The organism is Paraburkholderia sp. SUR17, from assembly GCF_029536165.1.
GTDB classification, from domain to species: domain Bacteria; phylum Pseudomonadota; class Gammaproteobacteria; order Burkholderiales; family Burkholderiaceae; genus Paraburkholderia; species Paraburkholderia kururiensis.
The window spans coordinates 1,830,381-1,846,460 of sequence record NZ_CP120508.1 but is presented as its reverse complement, the minus strand read 5'-3'; the positions used below and the strand labels follow the sequence as shown (position 1 = coordinate 1,846,460).

The following is a 16,080-nucleotide window of genomic DNA, read 5'->3' as shown; positions in this document are numbered from 1 at the left end:
GCAGACAGGGAGACACCATGTTCAGGCATCTGGTCGCCATGGCCGCCGCCGTGGCCAGCACGTTGGCGCAGGCGGCTCCCGCGCTCGATAGCCCCGCGCCCGACAGAAAGGCCGAGTGTGTCGAGACCCGGCAAAGCGAGATCGCGCGCGACACGGAGTCCGTTGCAAGGCTCGACGCCCTTGTCGAGCAGGTGCCGCCGGACGAAGACAAGTATCTCGGCGTCGAATACGGCGCGGCCGACGACGCGCAAAGCCGGGCGCGACTACAGACGCTCCGCCTGCGACCGTACTATCCGGCCTGGGCGTTGCATCGCGAACTCAAGGCGCTCGCGGACGCCCTCGCGCGCGTGGACGCGCCGCCTGTGGGCGAAAGCAAGGAGGCCTATCAGATCAAGACGGCCGCATTCGCGCTCGTCCAGGTGGCCGCCGCGTCCCGGGCGCTCTCCACTTATGTCGCGTACGACCAGCAACGGGCGTCTCACGTCCTGAGCGAGGACGACGTCAGCCAGCACACGTTCAGTCTCGGCACCATGGGCGCGGGTCTCGCGTGGTACATCGGCTGCACCGTCGACGCCATGAAGGCGCCCATCGCGCCACGCGGCCGGCCGTCGTCCATCCATCGCACCCGGGCGCACGGTGCCTATGGCGCACCGAGGCGCCGCACGACGAGCGCCGCCGTGCCGGCCGATCCCACCTTCTGGATGCGCGGCGCACGCTAAGCCCCGCGCCTCGCGCGACCGAGGACGGGCGAACGGGCCAACGCGCAGGCCGCCCGCCCGAACCCGCAACAGGGCGCCGACCGTCACCGCCCCGCCCTGCGTCACGCTTCCGGCTGCCGCTTTCGTACGGCTGTCATCCAGCTTCCGCCTGGCTGGCGTACGCTACGCATCGAGCGCGGCCCGCGTGCGACCGGCCGGTGGCCGAACGGCGCTGCGTTCGAGAACAGCGGACACAGTCGATGAAACCTGAGACGACCCTTCAAAGCTATGGCGCCGACACGGCAGGCATGATCTGCGGCTTTCGCTTCACGTCCGATGCTGCAGGCGAGGCGCTCGACGCGGACACGGCCGCAAGCCTTACCGACAGCCCCGCCCAGCCCGGCGAATTCCTGTGGCTGCATTTCAATCTGGCCCATGCGGCCAGCGAGCGCTGGATGCGCGCCCATCTGCGTCTGCCCGAGACGTTCTACGAATTCCTGCGCGAGGGTTCGCACTCCACGCGCATCGAGCAGCAGGAAGGCACCTTGCGCGCCGTCGTGAACGACGTGATGTTCACACTCGACCTGGAAGCGTCCGAGATCGCCACGATGTGGGTCTACGTCGACAGGACGATGATGGTCACGGCGCGCGCCAAGCCGCTGCGCTCCATCGACACGCTGCGTGAAAGCGTGCGGCACGGCGAGCGCTTTCGCTCCCCGGCCGAACTGCTGATTCATCTGCTGCGCGACCAGGCGGACCTGATGATGCAGATCCTGCGGCGCGCGAGCGTCGACGTCGATCGCATCGAAGACCGGTTTCTCTCCGAGCGCCCCACGGCCAACCGGACACAGCTGGGCGCGATGCGCCGCACCCTCACCCGCCTGCAGCGCATGCTCGCGCCCGAGCCGGGCTCGATCTTCCGTCTGCTCGCGAAGCCGCCCGCCTGGCTTTTGCCCGAAGACCTGCAGGAATTGCGCGAGTCGACCGAAGAGTTTTCGGTGGTGCTCTCGGACCTCGCGGGCCTCGTCGAACGCATCAGGCTGTTGCAGGAAGAAATCACCTCGAGGCTCGACGAGCAGAACAACCGCACGCTCTTCACGCTGACGCTCGTGACGGTGATTGCGCTGCCGATCAATATCGTGGCCGGCTTCTTCGGCATGAACGTGGGCGGCGTGCCTTTCTCCGAGAACAAGCACGGTTTCTGGCTCATGGTGGTGCTGGTGGCCGGCTTCACGGCGCTGGCGGGATGGTGGGCCTTCCGGCGGCGCGGCGACCGGTAACGCTCACGCAGGCAGTGTTACATGGCATGTTAATATGGTTAACATGCTATAAGCATTACCCGGTCCGCGCGTACGCCGCCGTTCGCGCCGGGCAGGCGCAACAGCGCGCCTGCCGCCTTGGACCGGGGTCCATTTCGCGAACACATTCATGCCTGCGCACTACCTTCGACGCCTCGCGGGTAAAGACCGCAAGACGAGCGCGAACCGCCAGCTCGGTTTCCAGCTCGCGTTCATCGCCGGGGCCACCAATGCCGGTGGCTTTCTGGCGGTCAAGCAATACACCTCGCACATGAGCGGCGTCGTATCGACCATCGCGGACCAGCTCGCGCTCGGCGACATCGAACTCGTGCTGGCCGGCATCGGCTCGCTCATCTCGTTCCTGATCGGCGCCGGCTGTTCTGCGGTGCTCGTGAACTGGGGGCGCCGGCGCGACCTGCACAGCCAGTACGTCTTGCCGCTGCTCATCGAAGCCACCCTGCTGCTGCTGTTCGGCCTGCTCGGCAGTCACCTGGCGTTATGGGAGGCGGCCTTCGTGCCGGTCACCGTGATTCTGCTGTGCTTCATCATGGGGTTGCAGAACGCGATGATCACGAAGCTCTCCGGCGCGGAGATCCGCACGACGCACATGACCGGCATCGTCACCGACATTGGCATCGAGCTCGGCAAGCTGTTCTACTGGAATTCGTCGCGAGTCGGCACGGACGCCCAAACAGTGATCGCGAACCGCGAAAAGCTGAAGATTCACGCCACCACGCTCGCCATGTTCTTCTCGGGCGGCCTTGCGGGTGCGGTCGGGTTCAAGCATGTCGGGTATGTTTCGACGGTGCCGCTCGCCGCGCTGCTGATCTCGCTTGCAGTCGTGCCGGTGATCGACGACATGCTCGACTGGTTTTACGGCGCCGAACGCTAGGCTGCCCGCGGCGCGATCGTTCACAGTCAGTCGGACCTCGTCCAGTCCGGCACCTTCCAGTGCGAAATGCCCGGCTCGTGCCAGACGAGCCGCTTCGGGTCGAAGCACTCGCCCTCCTTCAAACGCTGCGCGGTCGCACGCAAGCCGAGGTTGCGCGCCCAAGCCAGGGCATGCGCCCGGTCGAAAAGCACCTGTCTTGACGGCAAAGCCTGCGCCTCCTTCCAGGCGAACGCCAGGTAGTTGTCTCCCGTCGCCACCGGGAAGACGGAACGCGACGCGCCGAACGCGCTTTCAAGCCGCGCGAGCTGCTGCGGCAGCGCCGGATCGTCATTGCCGAGATTGATGGCGAGCACACCGCCGTCCGTCAGGCGTTCGCGGCACGCCGCGAAGAACTCGACACTCGTGCATCGTTCGGGCATGCCGTCGGCGCCGAATGCATCGAGCAGGATCACGTCGAGCAATGGCCCGGCGCTCCCGACCTGGCCGATGTAGTCTGCGCCGTCCGCGCAGAGCACTTCGAAGCGCGCGTCGTCGGGCGGAATGCGGAACGTGTCGCGCAGCGCGATGACTTCCGGATTGATTTCGATCGCGGTGACCTTCGCCTGCGGCAGATGGCGATAGCAGTACTTCGCAAGCGACCCGCCCCCGAGCCCGATCATCGCGATATGCCGTGGCGCGGGCTGCAGCAGCAGGAATCCCATCATGGCCCGCGTATAAGGCAGCACGAGCCGGTCTGGCTGGCGCAGCGACATGAAGCTCTGCGTCGCGAGGTGATCGAAATGCAGCGACACCGCCTGCCCGGTCTCCAGAACGAATGGACGCGCTTCGTCCACGGGCGTCGACAGGAACGCCAGATACGCTTTCCACGACGTCTGATCGCCGCTCATTGTTGTTTCTCCCCTTCTCTACTGTTGTCGGCGCCGGCTCACGGCGCTGTCGTCACTGGGCCGGCCTGCATTGGCCAGACAAGCCATTCGCGCATGAAGTTTCCTGCGCGGATTGATCCTTCACAAAAGCATTCATCGGTGCGTGCGATCACCGCACGAATCGCGGGTTACCCCGTAGCCGCCGTGGCTCAAGCATTGAAGGGCCACGCCGATATATGTACCAGATAGTTAATAAAGTCTCCCGACCTTGTACCCACGCCGCTACATCACCCACATGACCCACATGAAACTGTCCACGAAACTGCTGTTGCTCGTCGGCGCCGCCCTGCTCGGCGTCGTGCTGCTTGCCGCCATGGCGTTGCAGACGCTGCGGGGCGCGCTCATCGAGAGCCGCCGCGAAGAGATCGTCATTCTCCTGGCGAAGGCCGAGCATCTCGTGAACGCGTACCGCGCGTTGCAGGCGCGCGGCACGCTCACGCGCGACGAGGCCCAGCAGCAGGCGAAAGTCGCGCTTTCGCAGCTCAACGCGAACACGAAGAGCTACTACTGGGTCACGACCTCGGACGGCATCAACCTCGTGCACCCAAACGCGAAGTTCATCGGCACCCGGGCCAAAGGCAACCGCACGACAGAGGGCCTCACGGACAGCGAAGCCTACCGCGCCGGCATGGCACAGTCGCACTTCGCGCTCGTCGACGTGCTGATCAGGCGCAGCCCCGACGCGGACGTCGAGCCGAAGCTCCAGGGCGTGGTGTCCATTCCCGACTGGGACTGGTGGATCGGCACGGGCTTCTTCTACGACGACATCAACGCCGCCTTCAACCGGCTCGCCATCGTACTCGGGAGCATCGCGCTCGTCATCGCGGTGGCCCTTGCGGGCATCGCGTGGGCGGTGCTGCGCAGCGTGCGACGCACGCTCGGCGGCGAGCCGGCCCACGCCGCGCAGGTGGCCACGCAGATCGCCAACGGCAACCTCGGCATCGCGTTCGATGCCACGCGTGCCGGCAAAGGCAGCTTGCTGGCCGCGCTCGGCGAAATGAAGACGCGGCTTGCCGCCACGATTGCCGAAATCCAGTCTGCGACCCACGCGATCGCCGTGGGCACCGGCGAGATCGCGCAAGGCAACCTCGACCTCTCGCAACGCACCGAACAGCAGGCGGCATCGCTCGAAGAAACGGCCGCGAGCATGGAGCAGATCACGGCGACGGTCAAGCAGAACGCCGACAACGCCCGCGAGGCCAACGGTATCGTAAGCGCCGCGCGGCTCGCCACGGAACGCGGCGGCGCTGCCGTGCGCGAGGTGGTCGACACCATGCAGCAGATCTCGCAGCAGTCCGGGCGGATTGCCGACATCACGACGGTGATCGAGAGCATCGCGTTTCAGACCAACATCCTTGCGCTCAACGCCGCCGTCGAAGCGGCGCGAGCCGGCGAAGAAGGACGCGGATTCGCCGTCGTGGCCGCCGAGGTCCGCTCGCTCGCCCAACGCAGCGCGGCAGCCGCGAAGGACATCAAGGAACTGATCGAGGTGTCGGCCGGCAAGGTGGACAGCGGCAGCCGGCTCGTGGAAGTGGCGGGCGAGCGCATGAACGACATCGTGCGCGCCATCGGCCAGGTGGCGCACATCATGGGCGAGATCTCGGCCGCTTCCGAAGAACAGAGCACCGGCATCGAGCAGGTTGGCAAGGCCGTTGCGCAAATGGATGACGTCACGCAGCAGAACGCGGCCCTCGTGGAACAGGCCGCGGCGGCCGCATCGTCGCTCGACGGGCAGGCGGGGCGGCTCAGGTCGGCGGTCTCCGTGTTCCGGCTGGGCTGATGCCGGCGCGATGGGCAAGCAGGCGTCGAGCAAGCGTGACTACGGCGCGCGAAGGCCGGCGCCAAAGATCGCCGGTCCGCGCGCTGCACGGCGCCGACGCCAGCCGGACGGCCGGCAGCGTTCAGATCGCGAGCCGCTGGATGCGATGCGCGAACCGCGCGCGTTCGGCGTCGCCCATGAGCGAAAGGAACTGCTCGGCGCCCATGTGGACGAGTTCTTCGTGATCGCCGGCCTCGAAGTAAATGTCCGGCTGCTGCGCGAGGCTTTCGTCGAGATACGTCTTCATCCCGTAGGCGGCGCAAACGGGCGGCAGCGCGCCCACGTCGCAATCCTTGAAGAGCTCGCGCAGGTCCATCTCCCGCGCAAGCGTCAGGCGGCGGCCCGTTTTCGCCCATAGCTCGGAGAGCCGCACAGCGTAGGTGGAGGGCAACACCGCGGCCACGTAGCCCTGCTCGTCTTCGAGCAGCACCGTCTTGGCCAGCCGGTCGCCGGGCACGTGCGCCGCGACCGCGGTCTCAACACTCGAATGACTGTAGGGGTGATGCACGATCTCGTAGCGGGAGCCCTTGCTGCGCAGGCACTCCTCAAGGGTGGCTGACATCGGCATGACGCACCTCCATGAAAAGAGCGGTCGACGAAAACAGCGCGTGTGCCATCCAGCATAGGTCGCTTTGCGGCGGCCTGCCGGCTCGGTCAGCGTGTCTCGCATGGCGGTTTCGCCAAAGCGCTTCGGCAAAATCCTCACCTCGCCTTACTGCGCCGCAACATTCATTCCTCAGACGGTTTCGAGATAAATTCGCGCTTCTCTCGCCTTTCGTCTGGTTTTTTCGCGCTACGCACGCGCTTTTCGTATCGGCCACGCGCGACGAATAATTTCCGATTTCTTTCGAGTTTTTTTCAACTACCGTCATGCCACCCGGCAAAAGTTCGCATTGCGAATACCGCCGCGGCGCCTTCCACGACCGGAGCGTGTCATGACGACAAGTACCAAAGTCTCCATTTGCCTGCCGACGTGCGACCGTCCGCACCTGATCGTGCGATGCATCGACTCGTGTCTCGGACAGACCCACGCCGACCTCGAGATCCTGATCGGCGACGACTCGCGCGACGACCGCACTGAGCGGCTCATCGCCACGCGCTACCGGCACGAGCCGCGCGTGGTCTACCAGCGCAATACGCCGCCGCTGGGCCAGGCACGCAACGTCGAGAGCCTCTTTGCCCGCGCGAGCGGCGACAAGATTCTCCTGATCCACGACGACGACTCCCTCATCACGAACGGCGTGGAGCGGCTCCTTGCGCAATGGGAGCGGCATCCGGGGCTCGAGGTGGCGTTCGGCAATCAATACGAGGTAGACCAGCACGGGCGCGTCGATCTCACGGCGAGTCGCAAGCTCAACGCGGCGTTCCATCGAACGCCGCGCGCAGCGGGACTGCAGCCGCAGCCGGGCCGCGTGGGTCTCGTGCAGATGTTTCCCAACAATGGGTGGATGGCCAATGCGGCGCTCGTGAAGCGCATCGGCTACGACGGACACTACGGCACGTGCTGCGATTTCGTGTTCGGCACGCGCCTGTGCCTCGCGGCGCAGCAGATCTGCTATGTGGACGAATACGTGTCGTGCTACCGCAAGACCGACGTCTCCGTTTCGCAGTCCACGCGCCATACGACGAGCGCGGCGTCGATGGCCGCGTGGCAGTTCGTAAAGGGGCTCGCGCTGCCTGCGGCACTCGAGCCGGCCCGCAAGGTAGCGCTGCGCCGCCTCGTGCCCATCGTGGTCTCGCTCTACGCGCGCAACGGACAGGCCCGCGCGGGGCTCAATCTCGCACTCCACCATCTGCACGCCTACCGCTACGGACTGAGCCCTCGCCTCTACTATCACCTGCTCATGATCGGCAAGGCAGCGCGGCATGCGCACGAGGAACCGGCGCCCCTGGCGGGCGAGCAGGTGGTGGACACGACCAGGGTGCGGCTGCCCTGAGTGCGTCGCTGAAGCGTTCGCAAGGGCGCGCGGCGCGCGCCCTGCCCTTCAGCTTCCGACATCAGGGTTCGTGCCGCAGATAACCTTCCGCGGACGGATCGCGCATGCGCAGCGACACGATGCCGGCCAGCGCGCACATGGCCGTGACGTACCAGTAGAACATCGACTCGCTGCCCGCCTGCTTGAGCCAGAGCGCGACGTACTCGGCCGAGCCGCCGAAGATCGCGTTGCCCACCGCATACGAGAGACCGACGCCGATCGCGCGCACTTCAGGCGGAAACATCTCGGCTTTGATGAGGCCGCTGATCGACGTATAGAAACTCACGATGGCAAGCGCGATCGTAACGAGCACGAAGGCTGCGACCGGGCTCGTTACGCTCGCGAGCGCATGCAGCAGCGGCACGGTGCCGAGCACGGCAAAGAAGGCGAACAGCAGCATGGACTTGCGCCGGCCAATACGGTCCGACAATGCGCCGAACAGCGGCTGCATGACCATGTAGGCGAAGAGCGCGCCCGTCATCACATTGCTCGCGGTCTTCGCGTGCATGCCGGCCGTGTTGACGAGGTACTTCTGCATGTAGGTCGTGAACGTATAGAAAATCAGCGAGCCGCCCGCCGTGAAGCCCACCACCGTCAGGAATGCGCCGCGATGCTGCCAGAGGCCGCGCAGCGTGCCGGCTTCGCGGCGTCGGCGGGTTTCCTCCGTCGTGGTTTCATCGAGCGATTTGCGCAGATAGAGCGACACGAGGGCCGCGAGTGCGCCTACGACGAACGGCACGCGCCAGCCCCACGCCTTGAGTTCTTCGCTGCTGAGCGCCTGTTGCAGGATCACGAGCACGAGCAGCGCGCAGAGTTGTCCGCCAATCAGCGTCACGTACTGGAACGATGCGAAAAAGCCGCGCCGGCCGCGCAGCGCCACCTCGCTCATGTAGGTGGCGCTGGTGCCGTATTCGCCGCCCACGGAAAGACCCTGAAACAGCCGGGCGACGAGCAGCAGCGCCGGCGCGAGTGCGCCGATCTGCGCGTAGGTGGGCAGCACGGCAATGACGAGCGAGCCGCCGCACATCATGAAGACCGAGATCATCATCGCGGTGCGCCGGCCATGCCGGTCCGCGAGCCGGCCGAAGAACCAGCCGCCGATAGGACGCATCAGGAAGCCCGCGGCGAACACGCCCGCGGTGTTGAGCAACTGCGTCGTCGTGTTGCCGCTAGGGAAGAACGCCGGGGCGAAATACAGCGCGCAGAACGAGTAGACGTAGAAGTCGAACCACTCGACGAGATTGCCCGACGATGCCCCGACAATGGCGAAAATGCGGCGGCGCACGTCTGCGGCATCGGGCGCGGCGATAGCGGTCTGGTCTGTCATGCTGGGTGGGTCCTCTGGCTGGATAGAGACGGCGGTCGTGATGCCGCCTTGCCGGCCCCGCCTCTTGCTGGGCGGGCGCGCGCCGGAGTCGGCAGATCGTAAGATTCGGCGCCGGCGTATCTTAGCGGATATCCCAGAAAGCTGACTGAATAGTTTTAGAAAGGAATGCGCGGCGGGTGAATGCCGATGTGCGCTCCGGCTAATGACGCCGGGGGATTGTCCGCGCGTGCTATGGAGGCCGTCGCTTAAGACCGGCGGCAACAAAAAAAAGCCAGCCCGGAGGCTGGCCTTGCATGGCATGTTGCTGTGGCGCTGTGGTCGCTATAACCGCTGAGCAGGAAGCCCGCCATGCCCGTACCCGTTTTGCGCGAATCTAGAGCCTCAGCGCCGGCGGCACGTACCGGCACTCGTAGCGCTTCCTGACCGTACCGTTCTCGTCCACGCTCTCCAGGTACACGTCGAATTGCCAGAGCCGCGCCATGTGCTTGAGCACCTCGTCGCTATCGCTCGAGAGATGCCGGTTGTCGCTCATGAAGTGGCGCAGTGTGAGACTCCGGTCGCCACGCGTGTTGACCGACCACACCTGGATGTTCGGCTCGCGGTGATGGATGTCGTACTGCCGCGAAAGCGCCTGACGCACGTACTGATAGCCGCTGTCGTCGTGGATGGCCGAGACTTCGAGTGCATCGCGCATGTCGTCGTCGAGCACCGAGAAGAGCCGCATTTCGCGGATCAGGTGCGGCGACAGATATTGCGCCACGAAGCTCTCGTCCTTGAAGTTGCGCATCGCGTAGTGCAGCGCCGGCAGCCAGGGGCTGCCCGCCAGTTCCGGGAACCACTGCCGGTCTTCTTCCGTAGGTGACTCGCAGATGCGGCGAATGTCGCTCATCATCGAAAAACCAAGCGCATACGGATTGATGCCGCTGTAGTAGGGCTTGGTGACGGGCGGCTGGTAGATCACATTGCTGTGCGAATGGAGAAACTCCATCATGAAGCTATCTTCCAGCTTGCCCTGGTTGTAGAGCGTATTGAGCAGGGTGTAATGCCAGAAGGTAGCCCAGCCTTCGTTCATGACCTGGGTCTGCCGCTGCGGATAGAAGTACTGGCCGATCTTGCGCACGATGCGGATGACTTCGCGCTCCCACGGCTGCAGCAGCGGCGCGTTTTTCTCCGCGAAATACAGCAGGTTTTCCTGTGGCTCGGGCGGAAAACGTTCCTCGACTTCTTCGGCCATCTGCAACGGCCGTGTGGGCAAGGTGCGCCACAGGTCGTTCACCTGCGACTGCAGATACGCCTCGCGTTCGCGGCGCATCGCTGCCTCGCGCTCCAGTGAGAGCTTTTGCGGTCGCTTGTAGCGGTCCACGCCATAGTTCATGAGCGCGTGGCACGAGTCGAGCAACTCTTCGACGCGGTCGAGCCCATAGCGCTCCTCGCACTCGGCGATGTAGTTCTTCGCGTAGACGAGGTAGTCGATGATGGCGTGCGCGTCGGTCCAGAGGCGAAACAGGTAGTTGCCCTTGAAGAACGAGTTGTGCCCGTACGCCGCGTGCGCGATCACGAGCGCCTGCATCGTCATCGTGTTCTCTTCCATGAGATACGCGATGCAGGGGTTCGAGTTGATGACGATCTCGTAGGCGAGGCCCATCTGGCCCCGGCGATAGCTCTTTTCGGTGGAGAGGAAATGTTTGCCGAACGACCAGTGCCGGTAATTGACCGGCATGCCGACGGACGCGTAGGCGTCCATCATCTGTTCGGCGCTGATGACTTCGAGCTGGATCGGGTAGACGTCGAGTTCGTATTGCTCCGCAACACGGGCGATATGCGTGTCGTACTCTTCGATCAGCTCAAAGGTCCAGTCTGACGGGCACGGCAACGGCCTTCTGTCGGCTACGTTCATACGGACTTCCCTTTGCCCGGCGACGGGCATTTCGGTGCGCCCCCGCGCTTCACCCTGCTCGGTTGCGCTCTGCGCGGCTTCCTTCTGAACGCGCGGCTCGTCGTGCTTCTGCGAGCCCGCGTCTTTGCCGCGCTCCGGCTGGTAACCGCGCGCTTCGTTATCCAGATGCCGGGTCGTCATGATGCGGCCGCCTGCTTTTCAAACAGCTCCCGGAACACCGGATAGATATCGGCGGCCGTTTCCACCTTCTTCATCGCAAGGTGCGGGACGGTTTCCGCCAACTGGGCGTACTCGAGCCAGAGGTTCTGCTCTTCGGGGGTCACCTGGATATAGGCAAAATACCGCACCTTATCGAGGATGTCATCCGAAAGGATCTTGCGGCACTTTGGCGAGTCGTCGGTCCAGTTATCGCCGTCCGACGCCTGCGCCCCGTAAATATTCCATTCAGTCGGCGAGTAGCGCTCTTCGATGATCTTGCGCATGAGTTCGAGCGCGCTCGACACCACCGTGCCGCCGCTTTCGGTCGAATGGAAGAACGTGTCCTCGTCGACCTCTTCGGCACGCGTGTGGTGACGGATGAACACCACCTCGATGCGCTCGTAATTGCGCTTGAGGAACAGGTACAGCAGGATGAAGAAGCGCTTGGCCAGATCTTTGCGCTGCTCGTCCATCGAACCCGAAACGTCCATCAAACAGAACATCACCGCCTGGCTGGACGGTTGCGGCTGCTTGACGCGGTTCACGTAGCGCAGATCGAACGGGTCGATGAACGGAATACGCCAGATGCGCCCGCGCAGATGATGGATCTCGTCTTCGAGCAGCTTGATCTCTTCGCGCCGGTCCGCCGGGTCGGCCTTGAGCTCTTCGAGCTGCCGTTCGAGTTCGTGCAGCTCGTTGACGAGCGGCGCACCCAGCGCGATGCGCCGGCCCAGTGCGCTGCGCAGCGAGCGCACCACGTCGATGTTGTTCGGCGTGCCTTCAGCGGCCCAGCCTGCGCGCACGCTCTTCCACGTGGGCACGGCAAGCAGGTGCGTTTTGACGAGCCGCGGCAACTCCAGGTCGTCGAAGAAGTACTGCATGAACTCTTCGCGCGAGAGTTCGAAGACGAAGTCGTCCTGCCCCTCGCCTTCGTTGCTCGCCTGGCTGCCGCCTCCGCCCGAGCCGCCGCCCGGGGGCCGCGGAATGCGGTCGCCGCGGATGTAGTCGGCATTGCCGGGATGCACCATTTCACGCCGACCGCCCGGGCCATGCCGGAACGACGGTTCGGCGATGTCCTTGCGGGGAATGGTGATGCTCTGGGTGTTCTGAATGTCCTTGATGCTGCGGTCACGCACCGCTTCCGAAACGGCGTGACGAATGTAGTTCTTTACGCGACGCAGGAAGCGCTCGCGATTTGCAATGCTCTTGTTCTTGCCGGCCAGTCTGCGGTCGATGATCTGGTGAAGCACATCCGGTCTCCCGCTCCAGTTTTAGAGAGGCGAAGCGCGGGTTGCGGATGCGACGTACGTGTACGTCATCCCGCAACCGGCGGCCATGCGGCCCGCGTCTCGCACGGTGCCCGCGCGGTCCCCGTCAAGCAGGCTCGCGCGGGCTGTACGCCCGCCGTTTTCATGACGACTTGCGCACACGCAGGTACCAGTCGCACAGGAGCCGGACCTGCTTCGGCGTGTAGCCTTTGGCGACCATCCGGTTGACGAAGTCTTCGTGCTTGCGCTGTTCCTCCGCCGACCCCTTCGCGTTGAACGAAATGACCGGTAAAAGTTCTTCCGTGTTCGAGAACATCTTCTTTTCGATCACGACGCGCAGTTTCTCGTAGCTGATCCAGGCGGGGTTCTTGCCCGCGTTGGCCGCCCGTGCGCGCAGCACGAAATTGACGATCTCGTTGCGGAAGTCCTTGGGGTTGCTGATGCCCGCGGGCTTCTCGATCTTCTCCAGTTCGGCGTTGAGGGCCGCGCGGTCGAAGCTCTCGCCCGTGTCGTGGTCGCGGAACTCCTGATCCTGAATCCAGAAGTCGGCGTACGTCACGTAGCGGTCGAAGATGTTCTGCCCGTACTCGGAGTACGACTCCAGATAGGCTGTCTGGATCTCCTTGCCGATGAACTCGGCGTAGCGCGAGGCAAGTACATCCTTGATGAACGAGAGGTACTTCTGTTCCGTTTCCGGTGGGAACTGTTCGCGCTCGATCTGCTGTTCGAGCACATACATCAGGTGCACCGGGTTGGCCGCAACCTCGGTCGAATCGAAGTTGAACACGCGCGACATGATCTTGAACGCGAAGCGCGTGGACACGCCGGTCATGCCCTCGTCCACGCCGGCAAAGTCGCGATACTCCTGGTACGACTTCGCTTTTGGATCGGTGTCCTTGAGGTTCTCGCCGTCGTACACCTGCATCTTCGAGAAGAGACTGGAGTTCTCCGGTTCCTGCAAACGCGTGAGCACCGAGAACTGCGCCATCATCTTGAGCGTGCCTGGCGCACACACCGCACTCGCAAGCGACGAATTGCGCAGCAGCTTCTCGTAGATCTTCATCTCTTCCGAGTAGCGCAGGCAGTACGGCACCTTCACGACGAAGATCCGGTCGAGCAGTGCTTCGTTGTTGCGATTGTTGCGAAATGCCTTCCACTCGGACTCGTTCGAGTGAGCGAGGATCACGCCGTCAAACGGGATCGCACCGAAGCCTTCCGTGCCCTTGAAGTTGCCTTCCTGAGTCGCGGTGAGCAGCGGGTGCAGCACCTTGATCGGCGCCTTGAACATTTCCACGAATTCGAGCAGGCCCTGATTCGCGAGGCACAGGCCACCCGAGTAACTGTAGGCGTCGGCGTCGTCCTGCGCATACTGTTCGAGCTTGCGGATATCGACCTTGCCGACAAGCGAAGAGATGTCCTGATTGTTCTCGTCGCCGGGCTCGGTCTTCGCAATGCCGATCTGCCGCAGTATGGAAGGATAGCGGCGCACCACGCGGAACTTGCGGATGTCGCCGTTGTACTCGTGAAGCCGCTTCACGGCCCACGGGCTCAGAATGCTCTTGAGGTAGCGTCGCGGAATTCCGTATTGCTCTTCGAGGATCGGACCGTCCTCGTCGTAATCGAACAGGCCGAGCGGCGACTCGTTCACGGGCGACCCTTTGATCGCGTAGAACGGCACGCGCTCCATCAACTGCTTGAGACGCTCCGCAATCGACGACTTGCCGCCTCCTACCGGTCCAAGCAGATAGAGAATCTGCTTCTTCTCTTCCAGCCCCTGTGCCGAATGGCGGAAGTACGACACCACCTGTTCGATCACATCTTCCATTCCGTAGAACTCACGGAACGCGGGGTAAACCTTGATCACCTTGTTCGCGAAGATCCGCGAGAGCCGCGGGTCGTTGCGAGTGTCGATCTGTTCAGGCTCGCCAATGGCCATCAACATGCGCTCGCCGGCGGTGGCGTACGCGGCGGGATTGTCTTTGCAGAGCGCGAGATACTCCTCGAGCGAGAGTTCCTCCTCTCGCGTTTTCTCGAAGCGGGTCGCGAAACTGCTGTAGATATCCATGCTACCTCCTCGCCGAAGTCTGCGACCGATGTCGTGCGCGGCGCGCTAATCGGAAACGACATCGCTCGAATTCATCCTAAACCCTTTTAAATTTTTTTTCACGGGCTCGTTGCTAAAAAAGCGCCGTACTGCGTTCGCGCAAAACGCGCTGGAAAGCGCGTACAGCGTCACCTACAATCTTCGTCCCTGCTGCGTCATTCCTGCGGTACATCTGCTTCGTCAAGCAAACCTCGATGGGCAACATCAAGACGTCTTGCCCCAACCCCTTCACGCTCTGTCACGCTACGCGACGCACTGTCACGTTCATGGCACATCAGCCCATGCCCGTTAGCACCTTTCCATGGTTGCTGCTCACGGCTCAGCAACGCACAGGCTCTGGTGGTTCCACCCGGTTCGTCTCACCATGTCTGTCGAAGCCATACGTTCATGCCTGGGTAGCGCCGGGGATATAGCTGCCGTTTTCCGTTTCAACGCGCCGACCTCATTGTGCGATTACAGCCTTGGTAGCGTGTTACAACTTCTTCCTGCGCTTCGATGTCACGCCCACCGTGCAAGGGGGATGCCTGCTGTTTCGCAGGCTGCAGCCCGATCGAAGTTGCGTGTTCCGTATGTGTGAAACCTGTGGCGCTTCACCTGTAATAACGGCGGGCGAAACGTTGTCAGCGAGAGGGGTTATCCACGAGAGGGTCTACCCGGACCCGAAGGAAGACGGCACGACCGCAGCGAATGCGGCATGCGCACGCCGGAGGCGGACAGCATGTCGCGGCGCTTGCGCGTCAGCCGGCGACAGGGAAACAGCAGTGAGCGGAAGAAAGCGGCGAGCGTTAAAGAAGCGAAACCTCGACCTCGCCGAGGCCGTCGATATGCGCATGAACCGCCCCCGGCCCTTCGATGCGATGGGCCCCCACATATGAGCCCGTGGTAACCGTCCAGCCCGGCTCGATCGTGATGCCCATGGCGGCGCAGTGATTGACGAACCAGACCAGCAGTTCGCGGGGATCGCCCGCCGGATTGCCCGGCGCTTCGGGCACGAGCGAACGGCCGTCAAACGACAGTTCGAGTTCTGGAGCGACAAAGTCGAACGTGCGCGCGAAACCGCTATAGGACACGGGGTGGCCGATGACGAGCGCCCCGTTGTTCTGGGCGTCGGCGAGTTGCGCAAGCGGCGCGACGTTGGGCCAGCCGCCAAAGCGGCTATCGACGATCTCGATAGCCGGCAGCACGGAACCGACCAGCGAGAGCACCTCGTCGCGCGCATACGCCTCGCTGCGAGGCGCAATGGTGTGGCCGAAGCGAAACGCGATTTCGAGTTCGATCAGCACACGAAAAAACAGGCCGCGCTCGAGCCGCGCAGGAGATTCGTACACAGCCGTGGCGGGAATGGGGGCGCCGGCCGCCTCCCCACCGGGCGAGCGGGCGCCGATCTTCCAGCCGCCCGTCGTCGTGCCGAGCCCCGCAATCACCTTCTGCTGGATGGCGTAGGCGGTGGCCGCGTCCGGCGGCAGCGCATCGGCAGACAGCGTCTCGATGAGGCGATGCTCGCGGCGCGCATCGATGAGGTATTGCGCAAGGTCGTTACGCGTCATGTGGGATTCCTCCTCGCTCGCTCCGTTGGTTTGCTGCCGCCCCTGCACCGGCGTCTGGCGGCGAAGCGGTGCCGCCCGCATGGCTGCTGCGGCAGATACCGGCGACGCCATCGCGTCAGCGTGCTGCGGC

General features: G+C 63.9%; 12 protein-coding genes. 5 read left to right on the top strand and 7 right to left on the bottom strand.

The genetic code is table 11. The features are described 5' to 3' along the window. Nucleotides 1–17: 17 nt before the first annotated feature. The 3 genes from P2869_RS08145 to P2869_RS08135 all read left to right on the top strand — a co-directional run bounded on the left by P2869_RS08145 (nucleotide 18) and on the right by P2869_RS08135 (nucleotide 2,888). Complete coding sequence (locus P2869_RS08145; protein WP_017775897.1) at nucleotides 18–719, top strand: hypothetical protein; 702 nt, start codon at nucleotides 18–20, stop codon at nucleotides 717–719. A 239-nt stretch (nucleotides 720–958) separates the two neighbouring features. Further along, nucleotides 959–1,978, top strand: a complete 1,020-nt coding sequence (locus P2869_RS08140; RefSeq protein WP_026121681.1) for a transporter — start codon at nucleotides 959–961, stop codon at nucleotides 1,976–1,978. A gap of 148 nt (nucleotides 1,979–2,126) precedes the next feature. After that, on the top strand, nucleotides 2,127–2,888 hold the full coding sequence (locus tag P2869_RS08135; RefSeq protein WP_277597974.1) for a YoaK family protein: 762 nt from the start codon (nucleotides 2,127–2,129) through the stop codon (nucleotides 2,886–2,888). Between the two features lie 26 nt (nucleotides 2,889–2,914). Here P2869_RS08135 and P2869_RS08130 read toward each other — a convergent pair whose 3' ends face one another. Then, the gene (locus P2869_RS08130; RefSeq protein ID WP_277597973.1) at nucleotides 2,915–3,775 is read right to left on the bottom strand and encodes a fused MFS/spermidine synthase; all 861 of its coding nucleotides are present in this window, start codon (nucleotides 3,773–3,775) and stop codon (nucleotides 2,915–2,917) included. Between the two features lie 283 nt (nucleotides 3,776–4,058). Here P2869_RS08130 and P2869_RS08125 point away from each other — a divergent pair, with 283 nt between their 5' ends. Beyond that, nucleotides 4,059–5,594, top strand: coding sequence for a methyl-accepting chemotaxis protein (locus P2869_RS08125; protein ID WP_277597972.1), 1,536 nt, complete (start codon nucleotides 4,059–4,061; stop codon nucleotides 5,592–5,594). A gap of 121 nt (nucleotides 5,595–5,715) precedes the next feature. On the opposite strand, the gene P2869_RS08120 is transcribed toward P2869_RS08125, so the two are convergent. Beyond that, complete coding sequence (locus P2869_RS08120; protein ID WP_277597971.1) at nucleotides 5,716–6,201, bottom strand: YbaK/EbsC family protein; 486 nt, start codon at nucleotides 6,199–6,201, stop codon at nucleotides 5,716–5,718. A gap of 367 nt (nucleotides 6,202–6,568) precedes the next feature. Between P2869_RS08120 and P2869_RS08115 the strand changes: the two genes are divergently transcribed. Continuing rightward, a complete protein-coding gene (locus P2869_RS08115; protein WP_277597970.1) occupies nucleotides 6,569–7,570 on the top strand; it encodes a glycosyltransferase family A protein in 1,002 nt (333 codons plus the stop codon). Nucleotides 7,571–7,631: 61 nt separating this feature from the next. On the opposite strand, the gene P2869_RS08110 is transcribed toward P2869_RS08115, so the two are convergent. The 5 genes from P2869_RS08110 to P2869_RS08090 form a co-directional block, all read right to left on the bottom strand. Further along, entirely contained in the window at nucleotides 7,632–8,936 is a 1,305-nt protein-coding gene (locus P2869_RS08110) for an MFS family transporter (protein WP_017775904.1), read from the bottom strand. A 373-nt stretch (nucleotides 8,937–9,309) separates the two neighbouring features. After that, on the bottom strand, nucleotides 9,310–11,013 hold the full coding sequence (locus P2869_RS08105) for a SpoVR family protein (protein WP_126879393.1): 1,704 nt from the start codon (nucleotides 11,011–11,013) through the stop codon (nucleotides 9,310–9,312). Then, nucleotides 11,010–12,281 (bottom strand): YeaH/YhbH family protein, encoded by a 1,272-nt coding sequence (locus tag P2869_RS08100; protein WP_017775906.1) that lies wholly within the window; start codon nucleotides 12,279–12,281, stop codon nucleotides 11,010–11,012. Before P2869_RS08100 ends, P2869_RS08105 begins: the two co-directional genes overlap by 4 nt. 160 nt (nucleotides 12,282–12,441) lie before the next feature. Further along, entirely contained in the window at nucleotides 12,442–14,364 is a 1,923-nt protein-coding gene (locus tag P2869_RS08095) for a PrkA family serine protein kinase (protein WP_017775907.1), read from the bottom strand. 824 nt (nucleotides 14,365–15,188) lie between these two features. Then, complete coding sequence (locus P2869_RS08090; protein ID WP_277597969.1) at nucleotides 15,189–15,950, bottom strand: hydratase; 762 nt, start codon at nucleotides 15,948–15,950, stop codon at nucleotides 15,189–15,191. Between the last annotated feature and the right edge of the window lie 130 nt (nucleotides 15,951–16,080).

Bases quoted from the DNA above. Each gene is read 5' to 3' on its own strand.
- P2869_RS08105 (WP_126879393.1), bottom strand. From the start codon at position 11,013: ATGACGACCCGGCATCTGGATAACGAAGCGCGCGGTTACCAGCCGGAG.
- P2869_RS08125 (WP_277597972.1), top strand. From the start codon at position 4,059: ATGAAACTGTCCACGAAACTGCTGTTGCTCGTCGGCGCCGCCCTGCTC.
- P2869_RS08145 (WP_017775897.1), top strand. From the start codon at position 18: ATGTTCAGGCATCTGGTCGCCATGGCCGCCGCCGTGGCCAGCACGTTG.
- P2869_RS08110 (WP_017775904.1), bottom strand. From the start codon at position 8,936: ATGACAGACCAGACCGCTATCGCCGCGCCCGATGCCGCAGACGTGCGC.
- P2869_RS08095 (WP_017775907.1), bottom strand. From the start codon at position 14,364: ATGGATATCTACAGCAGTTTCGCGACCCGCTTCGAGAAAACGCGAGAG.
- P2869_RS08135 (WP_277597974.1), top strand. From the start codon at position 2,127: ATGCCTGCGCACTACCTTCGACGCCTCGCGGGTAAAGACCGCAAGACG.
- P2869_RS08115 (WP_277597970.1), top strand. From the start codon at position 6,569: ATGACGACAAGTACCAAAGTCTCCATTTGCCTGCCGACGTGCGACCGT.
- P2869_RS08120 (WP_277597971.1), bottom strand. From the start codon at position 6,201: ATGCCGATGTCAGCCACCCTTGAGGAGTGCCTGCGCAGCAAGGGCTCC.
- P2869_RS08090 (WP_277597969.1), bottom strand. From the start codon at position 15,950: ATGACGCGTAACGACCTTGCGCAATACCTCATCGATGCGCGCCGCGAG.
- P2869_RS08140 (WP_026121681.1), top strand. From the start codon at position 959: ATGAAACCTGAGACGACCCTTCAAAGCTATGGCGCCGACACGGCAGGC.
- P2869_RS08130 (WP_277597973.1), bottom strand. From the start codon at position 3,775: ATGAGCGGCGATCAGACGTCGTGGAAAGCGTATCTGGCGTTCCTGTCG.